Genomic DNA, 19,590 nt, shown 5'->3' on the forward strand with positions numbered 1-19,590 from the left:
GTCAGCGGCCGTCGAGGGACGCCTGCCGGGAGAGCCGGCCGGATGCGTCGAGGGCCAGCACCTGGTCCAGGCCGAGGCTGTCGAGGAACCGATGGTCGTGACTCACGACCAGCAGCGCTCCTCGGTAGCCGGAGAGCGCCTCGGTCAGCTGCGCCACGCTGGCCACGTCGAGGTTGTTGGTCGGCTCGTCGAGGATCAGCAGCTCGGCGGGCGGCTCGGCGAGCAGCAGGGTCGCCAGCGACACGCGGAACCGCTCGCCGCCGGACAGCGAGCCGACCGGCCGGTCGACGCTCGAGCCGCGTAGCAGCATCCGCCCCAGCTGGTTGCGGATCGCGCCGTCCGCCGCGCCCGGTGCGACCCGGCGTACGTTCGCGACCGCGTCCGCGTCCTCGTCGAGCCCGTCCAGGCGCTGGGGCAGGAAGCCGACCCGGTCGGTCAGGACCCGGCCGGTGGGTGCGCCGGGCGCGGGGGATCGGCCGTGGACGAGATGCGCCAGCAGGGTCGACTTGCCGGCACCGTTCGGCCCGACGAGCGCCACCCGCTCGGGGCCCTGGACCACGAGCGTGCGGCCCTCCTGGCTCAGCTCGAGCAGGCGCCGGCTGCGGGGGACCGCGGGGTCGGGCAGCGCCAGGCTGATGTGCTCCTCCCTGCGGACCCGGGCGTCGGCGGAGTCGACGGCGGCCTGGGCGGCGAGCACCTTGTCGTCGAGGGTCGAGCGCAGCGAGCCGGCCGCGTTCTGGGCCTTGCTGGCCCGGTTGCCGGCCAGGATCCGCGGAATGCCGCCGTCCTTCTGGGTCTTGCGGGCGGTGCGCTCGCGACGCGCCAGCTTGGTCTCCGCCTCGGCCCGCTGCCTGCGCTCGACCTTCAGCGCCTGCTGCGCGGACCGGGCCGCCTGCTGGGCCGCCGCCTGCTCCCGCTCGACGTGCGCGCGCCAGGAGCTGTACGGGCCACCGTAGGTCGACAGCTCGCCGCCGTGGAGCTCCGCCGTGTGGTCGACGTGCCCCAGCAGGTCGAGGTCGTGGCTGACGATCACGAGCGTGCCGGGCCACTGGTCGACGAACTCCGCCAGCCGGGCCCGGGTCGGGCGGTCGAGGTTGTTCGTCGGCTCGTCGAGCAGGGTGATCGGCGTGCGGCGCACCCGCATGCCGGTGATCGCGATGAGCATCGCCTCGCCGCCCGACAGCTCGGCGACCCGGCGCCCGAGATCCTGGGCTCCGAAGCCGATCTGGTCGAGGAGCTCGGCGGCGCGGGACTCGATGTCCCAGTCGTCGCCGATCGTCTCGAAGTGTCGCTGGTCGACCTCGCCCCGCTCGATCGCGTCGATGGCGTCGACCACGTCGCGGATGCCGAGCAGGTCGGCGATCGTCGTGGCGGCCTGGAGGGTCAGGGTCTGGGGCAGGTAGCCGACGTCGCCGGCGGTGGTGATCTGGCCGGACGTGGGCCGCAGCAGCCCGGCGACCAGGCGCAGCAGGGTCGACTTCCCGGCGCCGTTGCGCCCGACCAGGCCGGTGCGCCCGGCGTTCAGGGAGCCGTCGAGGTGGGAGAGCGCGACCGTTCCGTCCGGCCACTCGAAGGTGACGTCGCGCAGGGTGATGACAGGGGACATGGCTGAGTCCGTTCGTGAGGACGCCCGACGTACGGCGTCGCTCGCACGTGGCGGCGCGCGGCGTCGTCGGGCCGATGAGGATGACGTCGGGGCCGGACCGGTGCGCGGGCAGGCAGCGGCCACGCCTCCAGCGGGGGCGCCGGCCACGGATCCGCCGCCCGGTCCGGGCGGCTAGCGTCTGTCGACCTCGATCAGCACTCCACCAGGGTAGGTCAGGCCGCGCCTGCCATCCTGAGCGGGTGAGCGAAGCAGTCCTCTCGGTACGCGGCCTGGCCCGCTCGTACGGCGACCACCAGGTCCTCGCGGACTTCGACCTCGAGCTGGCCCCCGGGCGGGCGGCGGTGCTCGTCGGGCCCAACGGATCGGGCAAGTCGACCGCGCTGCGCTGCATCACGGGTGCGGACCAGGCCGATGCCGGCACCGTGGAGGTGCTGGGGGAGACGTTGGACGAGCGGTCGGCGACCATCCGCGCCGCGATGGCGGTGGTCATGGACGACCTCGACTTCTTCCCCGACCTCACCGTCGTGGAGCACCTCGACCTGTTCGCCCGCGCGCACCGGACGCCGGACGCCGACACCGTCGTCGACGACGTGCTGGAGGAGGTCGGGCTGACCGCGCAGTCCGGGCTGCTGCCGACCTCGCTCTCCTCGGGCCAGCGGCGCCGGCTCGCACTGGCCAGTGCGTTCGTCCGGCCGCGCCGCCTGCTGGTCCTCGACGAGCCGGAGCAGCGGCTCGACCAGGAGGGGCTGGCCTGGTTGGCCGAGCGCCTGGTCGCCGAGAAGGCGTCGGGGCTGGCGATCGTGCTGGCCAGCCATGCGCCGGCGCTCGTGGACGCGGTCGCCGACGACGTGGTCAGCCTGGCGCGCCCGTGAGGAGGACCGAGGCGGGCGAGCTGCGCGCCGACATCCGCTTCTGGCGGCGCAGCCGGCGCACCCTCTCGCTCGGCGAGGCACTGCAGGACCTGTACATCGGCGTCTTCGCGGTGCTCATGCTCGGCTCGATGCTGGTCAGCGTCCTGGTCAACCTCTCCGACGTCGGCGACCGCGCCTGCGTCGCCTCCGACTGCGCCGCGGCGCGCTCGCTACTGCCGTGGCTGGTCGTCGGCACCCTGCTCGCGCTGCTCTGGTCGCTCGCCCGGATGGTCGGTCCGGTGGCGGTCGGCCCCGGCGTCGCCGCGTGGTTGCTGCCGAGCCCGGTCGACCGCGGCGACCTGCTCCGCGGCCGCGCCCGCGGCACCGCGCTGCTCGCGGCGGCACTGGTCGCTCCCGTCGCCGCCGGCGCGGCGACCCTGGCCGGCTTCGGCGTCGCCCCGCTGGTGGTGTTCACGGTGGGCGCGGCCGGGCTGGCGTCGTACGGCGTGGGGGCGCTGACCGCTGCCCAAGCAGCTGCTCGGTCGCGGCACCCGGCGCTGCTGCTCGGGCCGGTCAGCCTGCTCGCGGTCGGGGTGGGGCTGGCCACGATCGCGGCGTCGCGCGCGCCGGTGGTCTCGGTGTCGCCGGCGGTGCGCTGGGCGGGGCTGGTGGCGACCGGACTGGTCTGGGTGGGCGTGCTGGTCGGGCTGGTGCGGGCCCGGGTGCTCACCGCCCGCCTGCGCCGGCGCGACGTGGCTCCGGGCGGCGTGCTCGTGCCCGGCCTGGGCGGCGCGCTGGCGACGCTCGACCTGGCGCTGATGTTCGACGTCCTCGTCGCCCACGCCAGCAGCCGGCGCGGCGCGCTGCGGCCCCGGCGCGGTGGTCCGGCCGGCCTGGCCGCCCTGGCCTGGCGGGACCTGGTCCGGCTGCGCCGGCAGCCCGGCCGACTCGTGCTGTTGGCGGGCTCCCTCCTCGTTCCGTACGCCGTCGCCACGGTCGGCGGCCGGGTCGTGGTGGTGCTCGTCGAGGTGCTGGTGTGCTTCGTGCTCGTCGTGCCCTTCCTGGTCGCGCTGCGGGTGCTGACCAGGTCCGCGGGCATGTCGCGGATGTTCCCGACCCCGCTGGGGCCCACGCGGGCGGCGGCGGTCGTCGTACCGGGGGCGCTGCTGGTGGTCCACGGCCTGCTCAGCGCCCCCGCGCTGCATCGCACGCTGACGGCTCCCGCGAGCGACCTCGCCCTGCTGGGCGTCGCGTCGGGCGTCGCCGGGCTGGCGGCCGGCGTGCGCTGGGTGACCGGCCGTCCGCCCGACTACGGCCGGCCGCTGGTCTCGACGCCGGCGGGCGGCGTACCGACCAACCTCTACGGCAGCGTGCTGCGGGGCTTCGACATCGCCGTGCTGACCGCGCTGCCGATGCTGTTCGCCCCGACCGGCGGGGGAGCGACGGTCTCGCTGGCGGTGTCGGTCGGCGTCATCGGCTACCTGTGCTCGCGAGGGGCAACCTAGCACTTGCTTGGTTCTTCCCTTATGATCCTCGTTCGGAGGACGACGAAAGGGATTCCGTGGCGTACAGCATCGACATGACCGGTCAGGTGGTCCTCGTGACCGGAGGCGGCCGGGGTGTGGGCGACGGCATCGTGCGGGCCTACCTCGAGGCCGGCGCCTCGGTGGAGATCTGCGGTCGCAGCACGCCGGAGTCCGTGCGCGACGGCGTGCACTTCACGCCGGTCGACGTGCGAGAGGCCGACCAGGTCGCGGCCTGGGTCGACGACGTCGTACGCCGGCGCGAGCGGATCGACGTCGCGGTCAACAACGCCGGTGGCTCGCCGTTCGCGCAGTTCGACTCGGCGTCGGCCCGCTTCCACGCGAAGATCAACGACCTCAACTTCATGTCCGCGGCCTATGTCGCCCTCGCGGTGCGCCCGCACCTGAAGGAGACCGGCGGCTCGCTGGTCAACATCACCTCGATCTCGGCCCGGCGCGCCAGCCCCGGCACCGCCGTCTACGGCGCCGCCAAGGCCGCGCTGGAGAGCCTGACCGCCAGCCTCGGCGTCGAGTGGGCGCCGGAGGTCCGGGTCAACGCGGTCAGCTGCGGCCTGGTCGAGACGCCCGGCTCGGCGGACCACTACGGCGACGCCGAGCAGTTCGCGCGGGTCGCCGCCACCATCCCGCGGGGCGTCTTCGCCACGCCGCTCGAGGTCGGGCAGGCCTGCGTCTTCCTGTCCTCGCCGCTGGCCAGCCACATCACCGGCGCCGTCCTCAACGTCGACGGCGGCGGCGAGTGGCCCGCCTTCCTCCAGCACACGCCCAACGCCTGATCCCACCCACCCAGCAGGAGTCCTCCGTGCCCGAAGCAGTCATCGTCTCCGCCGCCCGCTCGCCGATCGGCCGCGCCTACAAGGGCTCGCTGCGCGAGATGCGCCCCGACGACCTGGCCGCCCAGATGGTCGACGCGGCGCTGTCCGCCGTACCCGAGCTGGACCGGACGCTCGTCGAGGACCTGATGATGGGCTGCGCGCAGCCCGCGGGCGAGCAGGGCTACAACATCGGCCGGATGGTGGCGCTGCGCCTGGGCCTCGACGGCGTCCCGGGCACGACGGTGCACCGCTACTGCGCGTCCTCCCTGCAGGCCACCCGGATGGCGCTGCACGCGATCCGGGCCGGCGAAGGCGACGTCTTCGTCGCGGCCGGGGTCGAGACCGTCTCCCGCTTCCAGCTCGGCAAGGCCGACGGCATGCCCGACACCCGCAACCCGCTGTACGCCGCGGCCGCCGAGCGCGCCGCCGCCAAGGCCCTGGCCCGCGAGCCCTGGGTGGACCCGCGCTCGCTCGGCGAGCTCCCCGACGTCTACATCGCCATGGGCGAGACCGCCGAGAACGTCGCCCGCTACTGCGACGTCTCTCGCGAGGCGCAGGACGAGTACGCCGTCCGCAGCCAGAACCTCGCCGAGGCCGCGGCCCAGCGCGGCTTCTGGAAGACCGACATCACGCCGGTCACCCTCGCCGACGGCACCGTAGTCGACTCCGACGACGGCCCGCGCGCGGGAGTGACGCTGGAGAAGGTCGCCTCGATGGCGCCCGTCTTCCACCCCGAGGGCACCGTCACCGCCGCCAACTGCTGCCCGCTCAACGACGGCGCCGCGGCGCTCGTCATCATGAGCGACACCCGCGCCGCCGAGCTCGGCATCACCCCGCTCGCCCGGGTCGTGTCGACCGGCGTCTCGGCGCTCAGCCCCGAGATCATGGGCCTCGGCCCGGTCGAGGCCAGCCGCCAGGCGATCGCGCGCGCCGGGCTGTCCGTCGGCGACGTCGACCTGGTCGAGATGAACGAGGCCTTCGCCGCCCAGGTGCTGCCCTGCATCGACCAGCTCGGCCTCGACCTGGACCGGGTCAACGTCAACGGCGGCGCGATCGCGCTCGGCCACCCGTTCGGCTCCACCGGCGCCCGAATGGCCACCACGCTGATCCACGGCCTGCAGGAGCGCGACGCGCAGTTCGGACTGGAGACCATGTGCGCCGCCGGCGGCCAGGGCATGGCGATGGTGCTCGAGCGGCTCAGCTGACCGGCGGCTCCGGGGAGCTGTAACACGTTGTCCGCCCGTCTGGGCGGCGGTTGTCAGCACGATACGCCGGCGACACGCCGTACCTGCTGCTGAGAAGTGGCGGGTAGTCGGGTGGACAGCGTGTTACAGCCCAGCGCCCGCCCCCGGAACGCCGGCCCGCGCGACCCCGCGCGTCGGCCCGCGCCACCGCGAACGCCAGACCCCGCCCCGGGCAACCCGAGGCGGGGTCTGGAACGTTCTCGCCGCCGTACGACGGCGCGGGTGCTACCGGTTGGCCTTCTTGGCGCGGCTGGCGGCCTTGGCGCGCTCGTTGGCGTCGAGGTTGACCTTGCGGATGCGGACCGTCTCGGGCGTGATCTCGACGCACTCGTCCTCGCGGCAGAACTCCAGGCACTGCTCCAGGGAGAGCTTCTTCGGCGGGATGAGCTTCTCGAAGTTGTCGGAGGTGGCGGACCGGATGTTGGTCTGCTGCTTCTCCTTGGTGATGTTGACGTCCATGTCGTCGGCGCGGGAGTTCTCGCCGACGATCATGCCCTCGTAGACCTCGGTCGACGGCTCGACGAAGAGCACGCCGCGCTCCTGCAGCGAGGTCATGGCGTACGCCGTCGCCGCGCCGGCGCGGTCGGCCACCAGCGAGCCGGACTGGCGGCTGCGGATCTCGCCGGCCCACGGGAAGTAGCCCTCGGAGATGGAGTGGGCGATGCCGGTGCCGCGGGTCTCGGTGAGGAAGTCGGTGCGGAAGCCGATCAGGCCGCGGGCGGGGACGATGAACTCCATCCGGACCCAGCCGGTGCCGTGGTTGGTCATCCCCTCCATCCGGCCCTTGCGGTTGGCGAGGAGCTCGGTAATGGTGCCGAGGAACTCCTCGGGGGCGTCGATGGTGAGCCGCTCGAAGGGCTCGTGCAGCTTGCCGTCGATCTCCCGGGTGACGACCTGCGGCTTGCCGACGGTGAGCTCGTAGCCCTCGCGGCGCATCTGCTCGACCAGGATCGCCAGCGCCAGCTCGCCGCGGCCCTGGACCTCCCACGCATCGGGACGCTCGGTGGGGAGGACGCGGAGCGAGACGTTGCCGACCAGCTCGGAGTCGAGACGGTCCTTGACCAGGCGGGCGGTGACCTTGTGGCCCTTGCCGCCCTTGCCGACCAGCGGGGAGGTGTTGGTGCCGATGGTCATCGAGATGGCCGGCTCGTCGACGTGGATCAGCGGCAGCGCGACCGGGTTCTCCGGGTCGGCCAGGGTCTCGCCGATGGTGATGTCGGGGATGCCGGCGACGGCGACGATGTCGCCGGGGCCCGCGGACTCGCCGGGCTTGCGCTCGAGGCCCTCGGTGATGAGGAGCTCGGTGATCTTGACGTTCTTGGCCACGCCGTCGCGGTTGATCCACGCGACGTTCTGGCCCTTCTTGAGCGTGCCCTGCTTGATCCGCAGCAGCGCCAGGCGACCGAGGAACGGCGAGGCGTCGAGGTTGGTGACGTGGGCCTGGAGCGGGGCCTCGTCGTCGTACTCCGGCGCGGGGATGGTCTCCAGGATGGTGCGGAAGAGCGGCTCCAGGTCGCTGCCCTCGGGCAGGGTGCCGTTCTCGGGCTTGGTCAGCGAGGCGATGCCGGCCTTGCCGGAGGCGTAGACGACCGGGAAGTCGAGGGCGTCCTGCGAGTGGGAGTCGTCGAGCAGGTCCATGAACAGCTCGTAGGTCTCGTCGACGACCTCGTCGATCCGGGCGTCGCCGCGGTCGGTCTTGTTGACCACGAGGATCACCGGCATGTCGGCGTTGAGCGCCTTGCGCAGCACGAAGCGGGTCTGGGGGAGCGGGCCCTCGGACGCGTCGACCAGCAGCACGATGCCGTCGACCATCGACAGGCCGCGCTCGACCTCGCCACCGAAGTCGGCGTGGCCCGGGGTGTCGATGATGTTGATGACCATGTCACCGTCGGCCATCTCCTGGGCGGAGGGGCCGCGGTAGTGGACCGCGGTGTTCTTCGCGAGGATGGTGATGCCCTTCTCGCGCTCGAGATCACCGGAGTCCATCACGCGCTCGGCGACGCCCTCGGCCTGGTGCGCGCTGAAGGCACCGGCCTGGTGCAGCATCGCGTCGACGAGGGTCGTCTTGCCGTGGTCGACGTGGGCGACGATGGCGACGTTGCGGAGATCGGTACGACGAGTCTGGGACACGAGGGTTCAGCCTACTTGCGTCGGACCTTCCTGCTCGCATCCTCGGCTGCACCCTAGACTCCCCCCATGCAGACCATCGGCCTCGTCGGCGGCATGTCCTGGGAGAGCAGCGCGGCGTACTACGAAGCGCTGAACCGCGGTGTCGAGGAGCGTCTCGGTGGCCTCCACTCCGCCCAGAGCGTGATGGCGTCGGTCGACTTCGCCGAGGTGACCCGGCTCCAGGAGGACGAGGACTGGGACGGCGTCGCCGCCATCCTGCGCGCCGCCGCCGAGTCGGTCGAGCGCGCCGGCGCCGACTTCCTGATGCTCTGCACCACCACCTTCCACCGGGTCGCCGAGCAGGTCCAGGACGCCGTCTCGATCCCGCTGCTCCACCTCGGCGACGTCGTGGCCGAGGCATGCAAGGCCGAGGGCGTCGAGAGCGTGGCCCTGCTCGGCACCAAGTTCGCGATGTCGCGCACCTTCTTCACCGACCGGATCGCCAGCCACGGGCTGTCGGTGCTCGTCCCCGAGGTGACCCACCACGACGAGCTGAACCGGATCATCTACGACGAGCTGGTGCACGGCAAGGTCGTCGACGACTCCCGCCGCGCCGTGGTCGGCATGATCAGCGAGGCGTGGGACGCCGGCGCCGGCGGGGTGATCCTCGGCTGCTCCGAGCTGGAGCTGCTGATCCGGCAGGCCGACTCGGAGATTCCGGTCTTCCCGTGCACGACGTTGCATGTCACGGCGGCGTTGGACCGGGCGCTGGCCTGAGGTTCGGGGCCGCAGGAATCGCCGGTCGACCGGCGATTCCGTCGCTTGTCGGCCGTTGCAACGCCCGACAAGTGCAAGAAATGCCCGCCCAGTGCGACGGGTGAGCCAGGAGTGACGGGGACTACGACGCCGCGCGCACCATCCGCCGGCTGCGCAGCTGCTCGAGGAAGGCCACGATGTCGTCGCGGCACAGCTCGGCGGTGATGTCGTACTCCTCGGCCACCAGCGCGCACAGCTCGCCGAGGTCGCGCGGCTCGGCGAGATGGCGCCACAGGGTGGCGGCGACGCCCTTGACGGCGTAGTACTCGCCCTGGTCGACGCCCATCATCACGAACTCCTCGCCCATCTCCACGGCATGGAGGCCGGGGTCACGCACCCACCTTTCGGGTCGGTCTGCTCGCTGCATGCTGCTGCTCCTCTCGGATCGCGCGCCGACCCGAGGGCGCCTGGGGGATGGGGATGGGAGTGGGGGTGGCCGCGATGTCGGCCAGGATCGCGTCGGCGGACGCCGCCACCGAGTCGACGCCGGTCGGGCGGTCGAGCCGGGCGAGGCGGGCGGTGCGGAGCAGGTCGGCGCCGCGGGCGAGATGGGTACGCCGCAGGTCGCCGACCAGGATCTCGTTGCGGTAGGTGTGCTCGTGCAGGCTCGCGAAGGCCGCCGCCCCCGTCACCGGTACGACGCGCAGCGGGCCGTGGTGCCGGTCCAGGACGTAGATCCAGCGGACGGGCACCGGCGCCACGGACCCGGAGCGATCCAGTGGGACGTGGAACTTGTCGAAGCGCCCGTCGACCCGGGCCAGGCCGGCCGAGTCGCGGCCGAGGCGGTCGAGCGCGTCCTGCCAGAGCTTGATCCGGGGCCAGCCGGGGAGGGCGTGAGCGGTGGCGTCGACGGGGACGACGTCGTCGCTGAGGACGAGCTGGCCCCGACGGTGCATCTCGGCGGCCAGGGTCGACTTGCCGGCGCCGGAGTGGCCGAGGACGATCGCGCAGCCGCCGTCGACGACGAAGGCGTTGCCGTGCAGCACCAGCAGGCCGCGCTGGGCCAGCAGGCAGCCCAGCGCGGAGCCGAGCAGGAACAGGCGGAGCGCCTCCGGCGTGGCGCCGGGCGCCGCGGCGACGGTGATCCGGGAGCCGCCGGCGCAGGCGTACCGCCCGACCTCCGGTACGTCGATCCCGATCCGCTCGCCGTCGAGCCACAGCCCGCGGGGCAGCAGCACGGCGTCCGCCGAGGGTGGCGCGACCGCGCCGAGCCGGACGACGACGTCGGGCCGCGCGGGGGCGGCGGGCGCCGGCGCCAGGTCGGGCAGCGGGAGCTCGCTGTCGATGAGGAGTCCGTAGCCGGAGTGCATGGTCATCGGGAGGTCAGGGGCGCCAGCTGAAGCTGCCGACGGGGGTCCACTCGCGCACCGAGCCGCCGGTGACGGTGACCGGGCCGACGGTGACCCAGGCGTGCGCGAGCAGGGCGCCGGCCGGGTCGCGCAGCACCCCGAACACCACGGAGTGCGGCACCCGTGCGCCGCGCAGCAGGATGCGCGCGGTCAGGGCCTGCGGGTAGCAGTCGGACGTCCACGGCGTCCGCGTCGCGGCGTACCGCACCGCCCGCCCGACCGCCCGGGCGCGCGCGACGTCTCGTGCGGACGCGTCCGGAGGCGCCGGGGGCCCTGCCGCGTCCGGTACGACGGACTCGCCGAGGAGGCGACGTACGGCACCGAACGGCAGGACGACCGTCAGCAGCCGCGTGATGCCCAGCAGGCACCACGCGAGCGCCGTGGCGGCAGCGAGACGAAGGGTCAGCTGCCGAGCCCGAGGGTGATGTCGATGTCGATGTCGATGCCCTGGGTCGCCGTGACGCTCAGGGTCTCCAGGACGGGTGCGGCGTAGGTCGGCTTCATGTGAGCTCCAAGGGGTGCAGGACGGAGGGAGGGAGTACTCCGTCAGCGGTGCAACGCAACTGTCCTCCCGCAGGACACGCCTCCGTGCTCGCTTTGCTGAAGTTTTAACCTTCCGGCCCGTTCCGTTCCTCCGCGGGCGGCGCCGGGCGCGTGCCACGCTCACCGGGTGAACACTGCTCTCGATCTGCTCTGCCGCATGGTGAGCAGTGCTCTCGATGCCGAGGAGGGGCGCACCGTCGAGCCGGTCCCGCTCGGCGACGTGCCGCCCCGCGACCTGATCGAGGCCGTACGACGGCACCGGGTCCCCGAGCTGCTCGGTGCCCACGCGCCCGAGCTGGGCCTGCCCGACGAGGTGGTGCGGGTGCTGGACGCGATGGTGGCGGGCTCCCGGCAGCGGCGGTTGGTGCACTCCCTGGAGACGGTGCGCGCCTGGCGGCTCCTCGACGCCGCCGGCATCGAGGCGCTGGTGTTCAAGGGGATCCCCCTCGCGCTGCTGACGACGGGGCGGCCCGACGCGCGGGGCGCGGGCGACGTGGACCTGCTGGTGCGGCCCGAGGCGGCTGCCACGGCGCACCGGCTGCTGACCGGCGCCGGCTGGGCGCTGCACGAGCGGGGCCGGATCGAGCCGGACATGTGGGCCTGGCGGCACGTGCAGCGCTGGGGCCACAGCCTCACCTACCTGGGCGCCGGAGCCGACGTCGACCTGCACTGGCGCCTCGACGCGATGCCGGGCGCGCAGCCGGAGACCACCGCCCTGCTCGCCCGGAGCACGAGCGTCACCGTCGGCACCACCCCGATCCCGACGCTGGCGCCCGCGGACGCCTTCCGGCACCTGGCCGGCCACCGCGAGGGCTGGATCTGGCTGCGGACCCTGGTCGACCTGCGGCGGCTGGCCCGCGACCCGGCCGTCCTCGACCAGGACCTGCCGGCGCCCGCGCTGGTCTCGCTCGCCGTGGCCCGCGCGACGGTCGGCCTGCCGGCGACGGTGCCGGCCGGCGTACGGGCGGCGCTCGACCGGATCCCCGACGCCGTCCTCGCGCGCGCCCGCGCCGACCACGAGGTGCCGGTCGCGATCTTCGGTGGGGCGCACGCCGCCCGCGAGGTGCGCAACGGGATGGCCGCGGTCCGGGGCCCGCGCGACGTCCAGCAGCTGGCCATGACCCTGGTCCTGCCGGCGCACGCGGCGCTGCCCGTGCGCTCCGCCACCGCCTGGGGCGGGCTGCCGCGCGCCTTCGCGCTGCGCACCCGCCGGCTGGTCAGTCGGCGCTGACCCGGTGCACCTTGTGCTGCGCGGCCTGGGCGCGCGGCTTGATGACCAGCTCGTCGATGTTGACGTGGGCGGGCCGGGTGGCGACCCAGGTGATCGCGTCGGCGATGTCGTCGGCGACGAGCGGCTCAGGGACGCCGGCGTAGACCGCGTCCGCGCGCGCCTGGTCGCCCTCGAAGCGGACCAGCGCGAACTCGTCGGTGCGCACCATCCCGGGCGCCACCTCGCAGACCCGCACCGGCTGGTCGAACAGCTCGAGGCGCAGCGTCTCGGTGACCACCTTGGTGCCGTGCTTGGCGGCGGTGTAGCCGGCGCCGCCCTCGTAGGCGACCCGGCCGGCGGTCGAGCCCAGGTTGACGATCACCCCGTCGCCGCTGGCCACCAGCGCCGGCAGCAGCGCCTTCGTGACCTGCATCAGCCCGAGCACGTTGACGTCGAACATCCGGCGCCAGTCGTCGGCGTCGGCCTCCGCGACCGGGGCCAGGCCGAAGGCGCCGCCCGCGTTGTTGACCAGGACGTCGAGCCGCGGCCCCACCTCCGCGGCGAGCGCGGCGACCGACTCGGGCGAGGTCACGTCGCAGGCCACGGCCCGGCCCCCGATCTCGGCGGCCACCGCCTCGATCCGGTCGGTGCGGCGGGCCGCGCAGACGACCTCGAAGCCGGCGCGGGCGAGGTGGCGGGCGGTGGCGGCCCCGATGCCGCTGGAGGCGCCGGTGACGACGGCGATGCGCGTGTTCATGACCCCCATCCTGTCCGACCGGGAATGCCGGGCACACTGAAAGGGTTGACCGACTGACCAGGAACAGGCGGCAGACAGCGGGAGGCGTGATGGGGGAGTCGGCGATCGGCCGGGTCGCGATGATCAGCCTGCACACCTCGCCGCTCGACCAGCCCGGTACGGGCGACGCGGGCGGGATGAACGTCTACGTCGTCGAGCTCGCACGGCGCCTGGCCGACCAGGGCACCGCCGTCGACATCTTCACCCGGGCGACCAGCTCGCGCCTCGACCCGGTGGTCCGGGTGCGCGACGGGGTCACCGTCCACCATGTCCACGCCGGACCGTTCGAGGGGCTCACCAAGGAGCAGCTCCCCGGTCAGCTGTGCGTGTTCGCCCGCGAGGTGCTGCGGGCCGAGGCCGCGCACCCCGCCGGCCACTTCGACGTCGTCCACTCCCACTACTGGCTCTCCGGGCAGGTGGGCGCGCTGGCCCGCGACCGCTGGGGCGTCCCGCTGGTCCACTCCATGCACACCATGGCCAAGGTCAAGAACGAGGCGCTGGCCGCCGGGGACACCCCGGAGCCGCAGGCCCGGGTGATCGGCGAGGAGCAGGTGGTCGAGGCGGCCGACGTGCTGATCGCCAACACCGACCTCGAGGCCAAGCAGCTGATCAACCTCTACGACGCCGACCCGGGCCGGGTCGAGGTGGTCCACCCCGGCGTCGACACCGACGTCTTCCGCGCCCGTACGCCGGCCGAGCAGGCCCGCGAGCGCCGCCGCCGCGACCTCGCCGAGGACGCCCTCGTGCTGCTCTTCGCCGGCCGGATCCAGCCGCTCAAGGCGCCCGACGTCCTGCTCCGCGCCGTCGCGGAGCTGCTCGTGCTGCGCCCCGAGCTCCGCTCGCGGCTGGTCGTGCCGGTGGTCGGTGGGCCGTCCGGCAGCGGCCTGGAGCGCCCGACCGCGCTCGCCAACCTGGCCGCCGAGCTGCGCATCGACGACGTGGTCCGGTTCGTGCCGCCGGTGCCGCAGGACGAGCTCGCGGGCTGGTACGCCGCCTCCACCCTGGTCGCCGTGCCCTCCTACAACGAGTCCTTCGGCCTGGTCGCCGCCGAGGCGCAGGCCAGTGGTGCGCCGGTCGTCGCCGCGGCCGTCGGCGGCCTCACGACCGTGGTCCGCGACGGTCGCAGCGGGCTGCTCGTCGACACCCACGAGCCCCACGACTGGGCGCTCGCGCTGGAGCGGGTGGTCCTCGACCCGGCGTACCGCGAGCGGCTCGCGGCCGGCGCCCTCGAGCAGGCGCGCCAGTTCTCCTGGGAGGCGACGGCCGCCCGTACGGTGGAGGTCTACGAGCGTGCCCATGCGCTCCTGCGGCAGGAGGCCCGCGTCGGATGAACCCGGTGGACGTCGTACGCACCTGGCTGGTCGACAACGAGATCGAGTTCGAGGAGTCCGAGGACGGCACCTTCAGCTTCTCGCTCCCGGGTGAGCGCAAGCTGCAGACCCCGGTCCGGCTGGACGTGGGGCCGCACGCGCTCGGCGTGCACGCGTTCGTGTGCCGCCGCCCCGATGAGGAGTTCGAGCGGGTCTACCGCTGGCTGCTCGAGCGCAACCTGCGGATGTACGCCGTCGCCTTCGGCCTCGACCACCACGGCGACATCTACCTCGACGCCCGGCTGCCGCTGTCGTCGGTGACCTCCGACGACCTGGACCGCCTGCTCGGCTCGGTGCTGACCTATGCCGACGAGGCGTTCAACACCATCCTCGAGCTCGGCTTCGAGTCGTCCATCCGCAAGGAGTGGGCGTGGCGGATCGAGCGCGGGGAGTCGACCGCCAACCTGGAGGCCTTCCGCGGGTGGCTCGAGCGGTGAGCGACCTCGCGGAGCGCCGGGCCGCCTTCCGCGCCCTCCACGAGCGGGGCTGCTTCGTGCTGCCGAACCCGTGGGACCGCGGCTCGGCCCGCTATCTCGAGCACCTCGGCTTCGCGGCGCTGGCCACCACCAGCTCGGGGGCGGCGTGGAGCCGCGGTCGTCCCGACGGCTCCGCGACCCGCGACGAGGCGCTGGACCATCTGGCCGACATCGTCGCCGCCACCACCCTGCCGGTGAACGCCGACTTCGAGGACGGCTACGGCGCCACCGCGGACCAGGTCGCCGAGAGCGTGTCCCTGGCGGTGCGGACCGGCGTGGCGGGCCTCTCGATCGAGGACGCCACCGACGGGGTCACCCTGGACCTCGAGGTCGCCGTCGAGCGGCTGCGCGCCGCGCGGGAGGCGATCGACGCGAGCGGGCACGACGTGCTCCTCGTCGGCCGGGCCGACGGCTTCGTCAACGGCAGTCCCGACCTGGCCGACGTCCTGACCCGGATGCGCGCCTTCGCGGCCGCCGGCGCCGACTGCCTGTACGCCCCCGGCGTCGACGACCCCGTCGCGATCCGGGCGATCGTGGAGGCGGCCGGGCCGACGCCGGTCAACGTGCTCGTCGGAGGACGCAGCGAGCGGACCCTCGCCGACCTCGCCGCGCTCGGCGTACGCCGGGTGAGCGTGGGCGGCGCGCTCGCCCGGGCCGCCTGGGGCGGCTTCCAGGAGGCCGCGGCCGCGCTGGCCGAGGGCCGGTTCGACGGCTACGGCCGGGTGGCCGCGGGGGCCGACCTCAACGCCCTGTTCGGTGACCGCCCGGAGGCGGGCCAGCCGGGCTGACCCGCCTCCGGTGTCCCCGGAGGGCCGGCCTGGTGAGCCTGGAGCCAGGCTCAGCGGCGGACCCGCCACTTCACCAGGGCCGGCGTGGCCTCGAACTGGCCGGACTCGCCGACCGAGCGCACCCGGACCTTGTGCTTGCCGGGCTTGAGGTGCCTGAGCGTGAGCGGCGAGTTGCACGCCTTCCACTCCTTGGCGTCGACCTTGCACTGGAAGGTCACGTGCGCCTTGTCGGCGGTGAACCCGATCGTCGCCTTGCGGGCCTTGGTCGACTTCTTCGGCCGGCTGGTGATGGTCGTGACGCCGGGGGCGTCGTCGGTCGTGACGGTCAGGGAGAAGCCGCCCGCGAGCTGCCCGGTGTCGCCGGCGAGGTCGTCGCTCGCGATCAGCGTCCAGGTCCCGTTGGGGTCGATGCCGTCGAAGGCGGCGAGGCTGTCGGCGAGGGTGGTCCCGGGCGGGGGCACCTCGGCCGTGCCGGTGTCGCTCGGCCGGTAGGAGCCGCTCGGGCAGGGCCCGTTGTCGGGCAGGGTGGTGCCGGCGTCGTCGTCGATGGTGAACGTGACGCCCACCAGGTCGGCGCTGCCGCACACGTCCGACATCAGTCGGACCACCTGGGTCGACCCGGGCGCCCGCAGGAAGATGTCGAGGTCGTCGGGGAAGGTGTGGGACACGTTGGTGAGGACCACGTCGACGTCGGTGACCCGGCCGGGCAGGTTGGCGACGTCCACCGTGGCGCTCGTGCTCGAGACGTCGGGCACGACGATCGCCGGCGGGTGGGTGACGGTGCGCACGGCCGCTTGGGCGGGCGTGCTGGTGGCGAGGCCGGCGAGGCCTCCGAGGGAGATGACGCCTGCGGTCATCAGCGCGAGTCGGCGCATGGCTGGAACCTTTCCGAGGGGGGTGGTGCTGACCTCCTCCAGACCCGCGGACCCCTGGCCCTGATACGCCGAGTTCCGGCTACCCGCCCGCGTGCAGCCGGCTCGCCTGACGGGTGAGGTGGTCGCGCTCGGCGACATTGCTCGCCCGCTCGGCGGCGAGCCGGTACAGCCGGGCCGCCTCGGCGCGGTCGCCGGCCCGCTCGTGCAGCCAGGCGGCCACGGCGTCGCGGCGGGGCAGGTCGGCCGGCAGCCCCTCGACCTGGCGCAGGCCGGCGAGCGGTCCGTCGACCTCGCCGACCGCGACGGCGCGGTTGAGCGCGACCACGGGGCTCGGCGCCAGGCGCAGCAGCTCGTCGTACCACTCCAGGACCTGGGGCCAGTCGGTCTCCTCGGCGCTCGCGGCGTCGTCGTGGAGCGCGGCGATCGCGGCCTGCGCCTGGTACTCGCCCAGCGCGTCGCGGGCCAGCGCGGCCTGCAGCACCGCCACGCCCTCGGAGATCATCGCGGTGTCCCACAGCGAGCGGTCCTGCTCGGCGAGCGGCACCACCACCCCCGTGGAGGTACGCCGGGCCCGGCGTCGCGCGTGATGCAGCAGCATCAGCGCGAGCAGGCCGTCGACCTCGGGGTCGTCGGTGGCGCCCGCGAGCTGCCGGGTCAGCCGGATCGCCTCCTCGGCGAGGTCGACGGTGCCGCTGAAGCCCTCGTTGAAGATCAGGTAGAGCACCCGCAGCACCGCGCCGACCTCGCCCGGCCGGTCGAAGCGCTCACCGCTGACGGTGCGCTTGGCCCGGCTGATCCGCTGCGCCATGGTCGGCTCCGGCACCAGGAACGCCTGCGCGATCTGCGCGGTGGTCAGCCCGCCGACCGCGCGCAGGGTGAGCGCGATCGCCGACGCCGGCGTGAGCGCGGGATGGCAGCACCGGCTGAGCAGGAGCAAAGTGTCGTCGGCCTGCTCGGAGGGGCCCGGCTCCGGCTCGAGGTGGACCCGTAGCTCGCGCCGCTCGCGGGCGTACGCCGAGCGCTGGGCATCGATCAGCTTGCGTCCCGCCACCGTCACCAGCCAGCCGCGCGGGCTGGTCGGCCAGGTCTCGGGGCGGTCCGCCGGCCAGTGCTCCAGCGCCTCGATCAGCGCCTCCTGGACGGCGTCCTCGGCCGCCGCGAAGTCGGCTCCGCGGCGGACGAGGATGCCGAGGACCTGGGGCGTGAGGTCGCGCAGCAGCTCGCCCAGGCCCGGTCCCTCGGTCATTCGGTGACGACCGGCGGCTCGCCGTAGAACGGGCGGACCTCGATCCACTCGTGGATCGGCCTCCCGCCGGGGCCGGGCGCCGACGAGAGCCGCGCGGCGGCCTCGTAGGCCCGCTCCTGGCTGTCGACGTCGATGACCATCCAGCCCGCGATCAGGTCCTTGGTCTCCGCGAACGGGCCGTCGGTGACCGGCGGGCGGCCCTCACCGTCGTACCTGACGAAGGTGCCCTCGGGGGACAACGCCTGCTCGTCCACGAACTCGCCGCGCTCGCGCAGCTCGTCGGCGACCAGCCGCATGAACGCGATGTGGGCGGTGACCTCCTCCGGCGTCCACTGGTCCATCGGGGCGAGATCGTCCTTGGCGATCGCGTGGTCGCCGCGGTAGTGCTTGAGCAAGAGGTACTTCGCCATGGTGGTCTCCTTCGTCCGAGACGGCCATCTTGCCGCCTTCACTCCTGGGACGGAGCCGCCGGCGGCTTCTCGACATCGGCCGAGGAGAAAGAAGGAACTCCCAGGGCGTGTCTCCCAAGTCCCCGCCTGCTGCGCGACGTTTCCGACTCGATCTGGCTGCGTTGGCGTCGCTCGAAGGGCGACCCGGCACGACATCGCTCCGCCGCCTTGTCAGATCGGCCGGAAACGCCGCTCGCGACGGCGCGGACTCGGGAGACACGCCCTACGCGAAGAGCTTCTGGATCCGGGTGATCCCCTCGTGCAGCGCGTCGTCGCCGAGCGCGTAGGAGAGCCGCAGGTAGCCGGGCGCCCCGAAGGCCTCGCCGGGGACGACGGCGACGTCGGCGTGGTCGAGGATGTAGGAGGCGAGCTCGGAGGAGGTCGCGATCTCCACGCCGCCGTGGGTGCGCCCCAGCAGGCCCTGGACCGACGGGAAGGCGTAGAACGCGCCCTGCGGCTCGGGGCACACGATGCCGGGCACCTCGTTGAGCAGGTCGACGATGGCCCGGCGCCGGCGTGCGAAGGCGGCCTTCATCTCCTCGACGGCCTCCAGCCCGCCGTCGAGCGCCGCCGCGGCGGCGACCTGGCTGACGTTGCCGACGTTCGAGGTCGCGTGGGACTGGAGGTTGGCCGCCGCGGCGACGATGTCGCGGGGGCCGACGATCCAGCCGACCCGCCAGCCGGTCATCGCGTAGGTCTTCGCGACGCCGTTGACCACGATGCAGCGCTCGCGCAGCTCGGGGCACAGGACGGGCAGGGAGGCGGTGGGCAGGTCGTCGTACACGAGGTGCTCGTAGATCTCGTCGGTCACCACCCACAGGCCGTGCTCGACGGCCCAGGCGCCGATGGCGGTGAGCTCCTCGACGGTGAAGACCGCTCCCGTCGGGTTGGACGGCGAGGTGAGCAGCAGCGCCTTGGTGCGCTCGGTCCGGGCGCGCTCGAGCTGCTCGACGGTGACCTTGAAGTCCTGGGTCTCGTCGGCGAACACCTCCACCGGGACGCCGCCGGCGAGCCGGATCGCCTCGGGGTAGGTCGTCCAGTACGGCGTGGGCAGCAGCACCTCGTCGCCCGGGTCGAGCAGGGTGGCGAAGGCGCCGTACACGGCGTGCTTGCCGCCGTTGGTGACCAGGACCTGGCTCGCGTCGATCTCGTACGCCGAGTCGCGCAGCGTCTTGCGCACGATCGCGTCCTTGAGCTCGGGGAGCCCGCTCGCCGGCGTGTAGCGGTGGAAGCGCGGGTCCCGGCAGGCGGCCACGGCGGCCCCGACGATCGGGGCGGGCGTCGGGAAGTCCGGCTCGCCGGCGCCGAAGCCGATGACCGGTCGGCCCTCGGCGCGCAGGGCCTTGGCCCGGGCGTCGACCTTGAGGGTGGCGGACTCCGCGATGGCGCGGACGCGGGCGGAGATCCGGGGGCGCTCCAGGCTCATGGCGGCAGCCTAGGGGCTGCTGCGAAAAAAATGAACCATCGGTTCACATTCGCCGGATGCGGCTCGGCACCGGCTCCCTC

At 73.7% G+C, this 19,590-nt stretch carries 19 protein-coding genes; 9 read left to right on the forward strand and 10 right to left on the reverse strand.

The window, feature by feature from the left end:
• Position 1: 1 nt before the first annotated feature.
• On the reverse strand, positions 2–1,606 hold the full coding sequence (locus tag JOD66_RS18630; protein ID WP_204838319.1) for an ABC-F family ATP-binding cassette domain-containing protein: 1,605 nt from the start codon (positions 1,604–1,606) through the stop codon (positions 2–4).
• Positions 1,607–1,845: 239 nt separating this feature from the next.
• Here JOD66_RS18630 and JOD66_RS18635 point away from each other — a divergent pair, with 239 nt between their 5' ends.
• The 4 genes from JOD66_RS18635 to JOD66_RS18650 all read left to right on the forward strand — a co-directional run bounded on the left by JOD66_RS18635 (position 1,846) and on the right by JOD66_RS18650 (position 6,018).
• Complete coding sequence (locus tag JOD66_RS18635; RefSeq protein ID WP_307823602.1) at positions 1,846–2,478, forward strand: ABC transporter ATP-binding protein; 633 nt, start codon at positions 1,846–1,848, stop codon at positions 2,476–2,478.
• Positions 2,475–3,962: a DUF6297 family protein gene (locus tag JOD66_RS18640; protein WP_204838320.1), complete on the forward strand. Its 1,488-nt coding sequence runs from the start codon at positions 2,475–2,477 to the stop codon at positions 3,960–3,962. The genes JOD66_RS18635 and JOD66_RS18640 overlap by 4 nt, the downstream gene beginning before the upstream one ends.
• 74 nt (positions 3,963–4,036) lie before the next feature.
• On the forward strand, positions 4,037–4,774 hold the full coding sequence (locus JOD66_RS18645; RefSeq protein WP_239545328.1) for an SDR family oxidoreductase: 738 nt from the start codon (positions 4,037–4,039) through the stop codon (positions 4,772–4,774).
• Positions 4,775–4,800: 26 nt separating this feature from the next.
• Positions 4,801–6,018 carry an acetyl-CoA C-acetyltransferase gene (locus tag JOD66_RS18650; RefSeq protein ID WP_204838322.1) on the forward strand — a complete coding sequence of 406 codons (1,218 nt, stop codon included), beginning with the start codon at positions 4,801–4,803 and terminating at the stop codon, positions 6,016–6,018.
• 264 nt (positions 6,019–6,282) lie between these two features.
• Here the strand turns inward: JOD66_RS18650 and typA are convergent, their stop codons facing one another.
• On the reverse strand, positions 6,283–8,187 hold the full coding sequence (gene typA / locus JOD66_RS18655) for a translational GTPase TypA (RefSeq protein WP_204838323.1): 1,905 nt from the start codon (positions 8,185–8,187) through the stop codon (positions 6,283–6,285).
• A 66-nt stretch (positions 8,188–8,253) separates the two neighbouring features.
• On the opposite strand from typA, the gene JOD66_RS18660 reads away from it, so the two are divergent.
• On the forward strand, positions 8,254–8,943 hold the full coding sequence (locus JOD66_RS18660) for an aspartate/glutamate racemase family protein (RefSeq protein WP_204838324.1): 690 nt from the start codon (positions 8,254–8,256) through the stop codon (positions 8,941–8,943).
• 121 nt (positions 8,944–9,064) lie between these two features.
• Here JOD66_RS18660 and JOD66_RS18665 read toward each other — a convergent pair whose 3' ends face one another.
• The 3 genes from JOD66_RS18665 to JOD66_RS28560 are packed head-to-tail and all read right to left on the reverse strand — an operon-like array spanning position 9,065 to position 10,737.
• The gene (locus JOD66_RS18665; protein WP_204838325.1) at positions 9,065–9,319 is read right to left on the reverse strand and encodes a PqqD family protein; all 255 of its coding nucleotides are present in this window, start codon (positions 9,317–9,319) and stop codon (positions 9,065–9,067) included.
• The gene (locus JOD66_RS18670) at positions 9,312–10,298 is read right to left on the reverse strand and encodes a phosphoenolpyruvate carboxykinase (ATP) (RefSeq protein WP_204838326.1); all 987 of its coding nucleotides are present in this window, start codon (positions 10,296–10,298) and stop codon (positions 9,312–9,314) included. Before JOD66_RS18670 ends, JOD66_RS18665 begins: the two co-directional genes overlap by 8 nt.
• A gap of 7 nt (positions 10,299–10,305) precedes the next feature.
• Positions 10,306–10,737 (reverse strand): lasso peptide biosynthesis B2 protein, encoded by a 432-nt coding sequence (locus JOD66_RS28560; protein ID WP_275580072.1) that lies wholly within the window; start codon positions 10,735–10,737, stop codon positions 10,306–10,308.
• Between the two features lie 294 nt (positions 10,738–11,031).
• On the opposite strand from JOD66_RS28560, the gene JOD66_RS18680 reads away from it, so the two are divergent.
• Complete coding sequence (locus JOD66_RS18680; protein ID WP_204838328.1) at positions 11,032–12,105, forward strand: nucleotidyltransferase family protein; 1,074 nt, start codon at positions 11,032–11,034, stop codon at positions 12,103–12,105.
• On the opposite strand, the gene JOD66_RS18685 is transcribed toward JOD66_RS18680, so the two are convergent.
• Positions 12,092–12,841: an SDR family NAD(P)-dependent oxidoreductase gene (locus JOD66_RS18685; RefSeq protein ID WP_204838329.1), complete on the reverse strand. Its 750-nt coding sequence runs from the start codon at positions 12,839–12,841 to the stop codon at positions 12,092–12,094. The two genes, JOD66_RS18680 and JOD66_RS18685, sit on opposite strands and share 14 nt — an antisense overlap.
• A gap of 89 nt (positions 12,842–12,930) precedes the next feature.
• Between JOD66_RS18685 and mshA the strand changes: the two genes are divergently transcribed.
• The 3 genes from mshA to JOD66_RS18700 are packed head-to-tail and all read left to right on the forward strand — an operon-like array spanning position 12,931 to position 15,514.
• Positions 12,931–14,211 carry a D-inositol-3-phosphate glycosyltransferase gene (gene mshA, locus JOD66_RS18690; RefSeq protein WP_204838330.1) on the forward strand — a complete coding sequence of 427 codons (1,281 nt, stop codon included), beginning with the start codon at positions 12,931–12,933 and terminating at the stop codon, positions 14,209–14,211.
• Positions 14,208–14,687: a type III secretion system chaperone family protein gene (locus JOD66_RS18695; protein WP_204838331.1), complete on the forward strand. Its 480-nt coding sequence runs from the start codon at positions 14,208–14,210 to the stop codon at positions 14,685–14,687. The genes mshA and JOD66_RS18695 overlap by 4 nt, the downstream gene beginning before the upstream one ends.
• The gene (locus JOD66_RS18700; RefSeq protein ID WP_204838332.1) at positions 14,684–15,514 is read left to right on the forward strand and encodes an isocitrate lyase/PEP mutase family protein; all 831 of its coding nucleotides are present in this window, start codon (positions 14,684–14,686) and stop codon (positions 15,512–15,514) included. Before JOD66_RS18695 ends, JOD66_RS18700 begins: the two co-directional genes overlap by 4 nt.
• 50 nt (positions 15,515–15,564) lie before the next feature.
• On the opposite strand, the gene JOD66_RS18705 is transcribed toward JOD66_RS18700, so the two are convergent.
• From JOD66_RS18705 to JOD66_RS18720, 4 genes are all read right to left on the reverse strand, one after another.
• Positions 15,565–16,389 carry a hypothetical protein gene (locus JOD66_RS18705; protein WP_204838333.1) on the reverse strand — a complete coding sequence of 275 codons (825 nt, stop codon included), beginning with the start codon at positions 16,387–16,389 and terminating at the stop codon, positions 15,565–15,567.
• A gap of 79 nt (positions 16,390–16,468) precedes the next feature.
• Entirely contained in the window at positions 16,469–17,635 is a 1,167-nt protein-coding gene (locus JOD66_RS18710; RefSeq protein WP_204838334.1) for an RNA polymerase sigma factor, read from the reverse strand.
• Positions 17,632–18,045, reverse strand: a complete 414-nt coding sequence (locus JOD66_RS18715; RefSeq protein WP_204838335.1) for a YciI family protein — start codon at positions 18,043–18,045, stop codon at positions 17,632–17,634. Before JOD66_RS18715 ends, JOD66_RS18710 begins: the two co-directional genes overlap by 4 nt.
• A gap of 262 nt (positions 18,046–18,307) precedes the next feature.
• Positions 18,308–19,510 (reverse strand): pyridoxal phosphate-dependent aminotransferase, encoded by a 1,203-nt coding sequence (locus JOD66_RS18720; protein WP_204838336.1) that lies wholly within the window; start codon positions 19,508–19,510, stop codon positions 18,308–18,310.
• Positions 19,511–19,590: the final 80 nt, after the last annotated feature.

Source organism: Nocardioides nitrophenolicus, from assembly GCF_016907515.1.
GTDB lineage: Bacteria > Actinomycetota > Actinomycetes > Propionibacteriales > Nocardioidaceae > Nocardioides > Nocardioides nitrophenolicus.

Bases quoted from the DNA above. Each gene is read 5' to 3' on its own strand.
- JOD66_RS18630 (WP_204838319.1), bottom strand. From the start codon at position 1,606: ATGTCCCCTGTCATCACCCTGCGCGACGTCACCTTCGAGTGGCCGGAC.
- JOD66_RS18645 (WP_239545328.1), top strand. From the start codon at position 4,037: ATGACCGGTCAGGTGGTCCTCGTGACCGGAGGCGGCCGGGGTGTGGGC.
- JOD66_RS18660 (WP_204838324.1), top strand. From the start codon at position 8,254: ATGCAGACCATCGGCCTCGTCGGCGGCATGTCCTGGGAGAGCAGCGCG.
- JOD66_RS18670 (WP_204838326.1), bottom strand. From the start codon at position 10,298: ATGACCATGCACTCCGGCTACGGACTCCTCATCGACAGCGAGCTCCCG.
- JOD66_RS18680 (WP_204838328.1), top strand. From the start codon at position 11,032: ATGGTGAGCAGTGCTCTCGATGCCGAGGAGGGGCGCACCGTCGAGCCG.
- JOD66_RS18685 (WP_204838329.1), bottom strand. From the start codon at position 12,841: ATGAACACGCGCATCGCCGTCGTCACCGGCGCCTCCAGCGGCATCGGG.
- mshA (WP_204838330.1), top strand. From the start codon at position 12,931: ATGGGGGAGTCGGCGATCGGCCGGGTCGCGATGATCAGCCTGCACACC.
- JOD66_RS18695 (WP_204838331.1), top strand. From the start codon at position 14,208: ATGAACCCGGTGGACGTCGTACGCACCTGGCTGGTCGACAACGAGATC.
- JOD66_RS18705 (WP_204838333.1), bottom strand. From the start codon at position 16,389: ATGCGCCGACTCGCGCTGATGACCGCAGGCGTCATCTCCCTCGGAGGC.
- JOD66_RS18710 (WP_204838334.1), bottom strand. From the start codon at position 17,635: ATGACCGAGGGACCGGGCCTGGGCGAGCTGCTGCGCGACCTCACGCCC.
- JOD66_RS18715 (WP_204838335.1), bottom strand. From the start codon at position 18,045: ATGGCGAAGTACCTCTTGCTCAAGCACTACCGCGGCGACCACGCGATC.
- JOD66_RS18720 (WP_204838336.1), bottom strand. From the start codon at position 19,510: ATGAGCCTGGAGCGCCCCCGGATCTCCGCCCGCGTCCGCGCCATCGCG.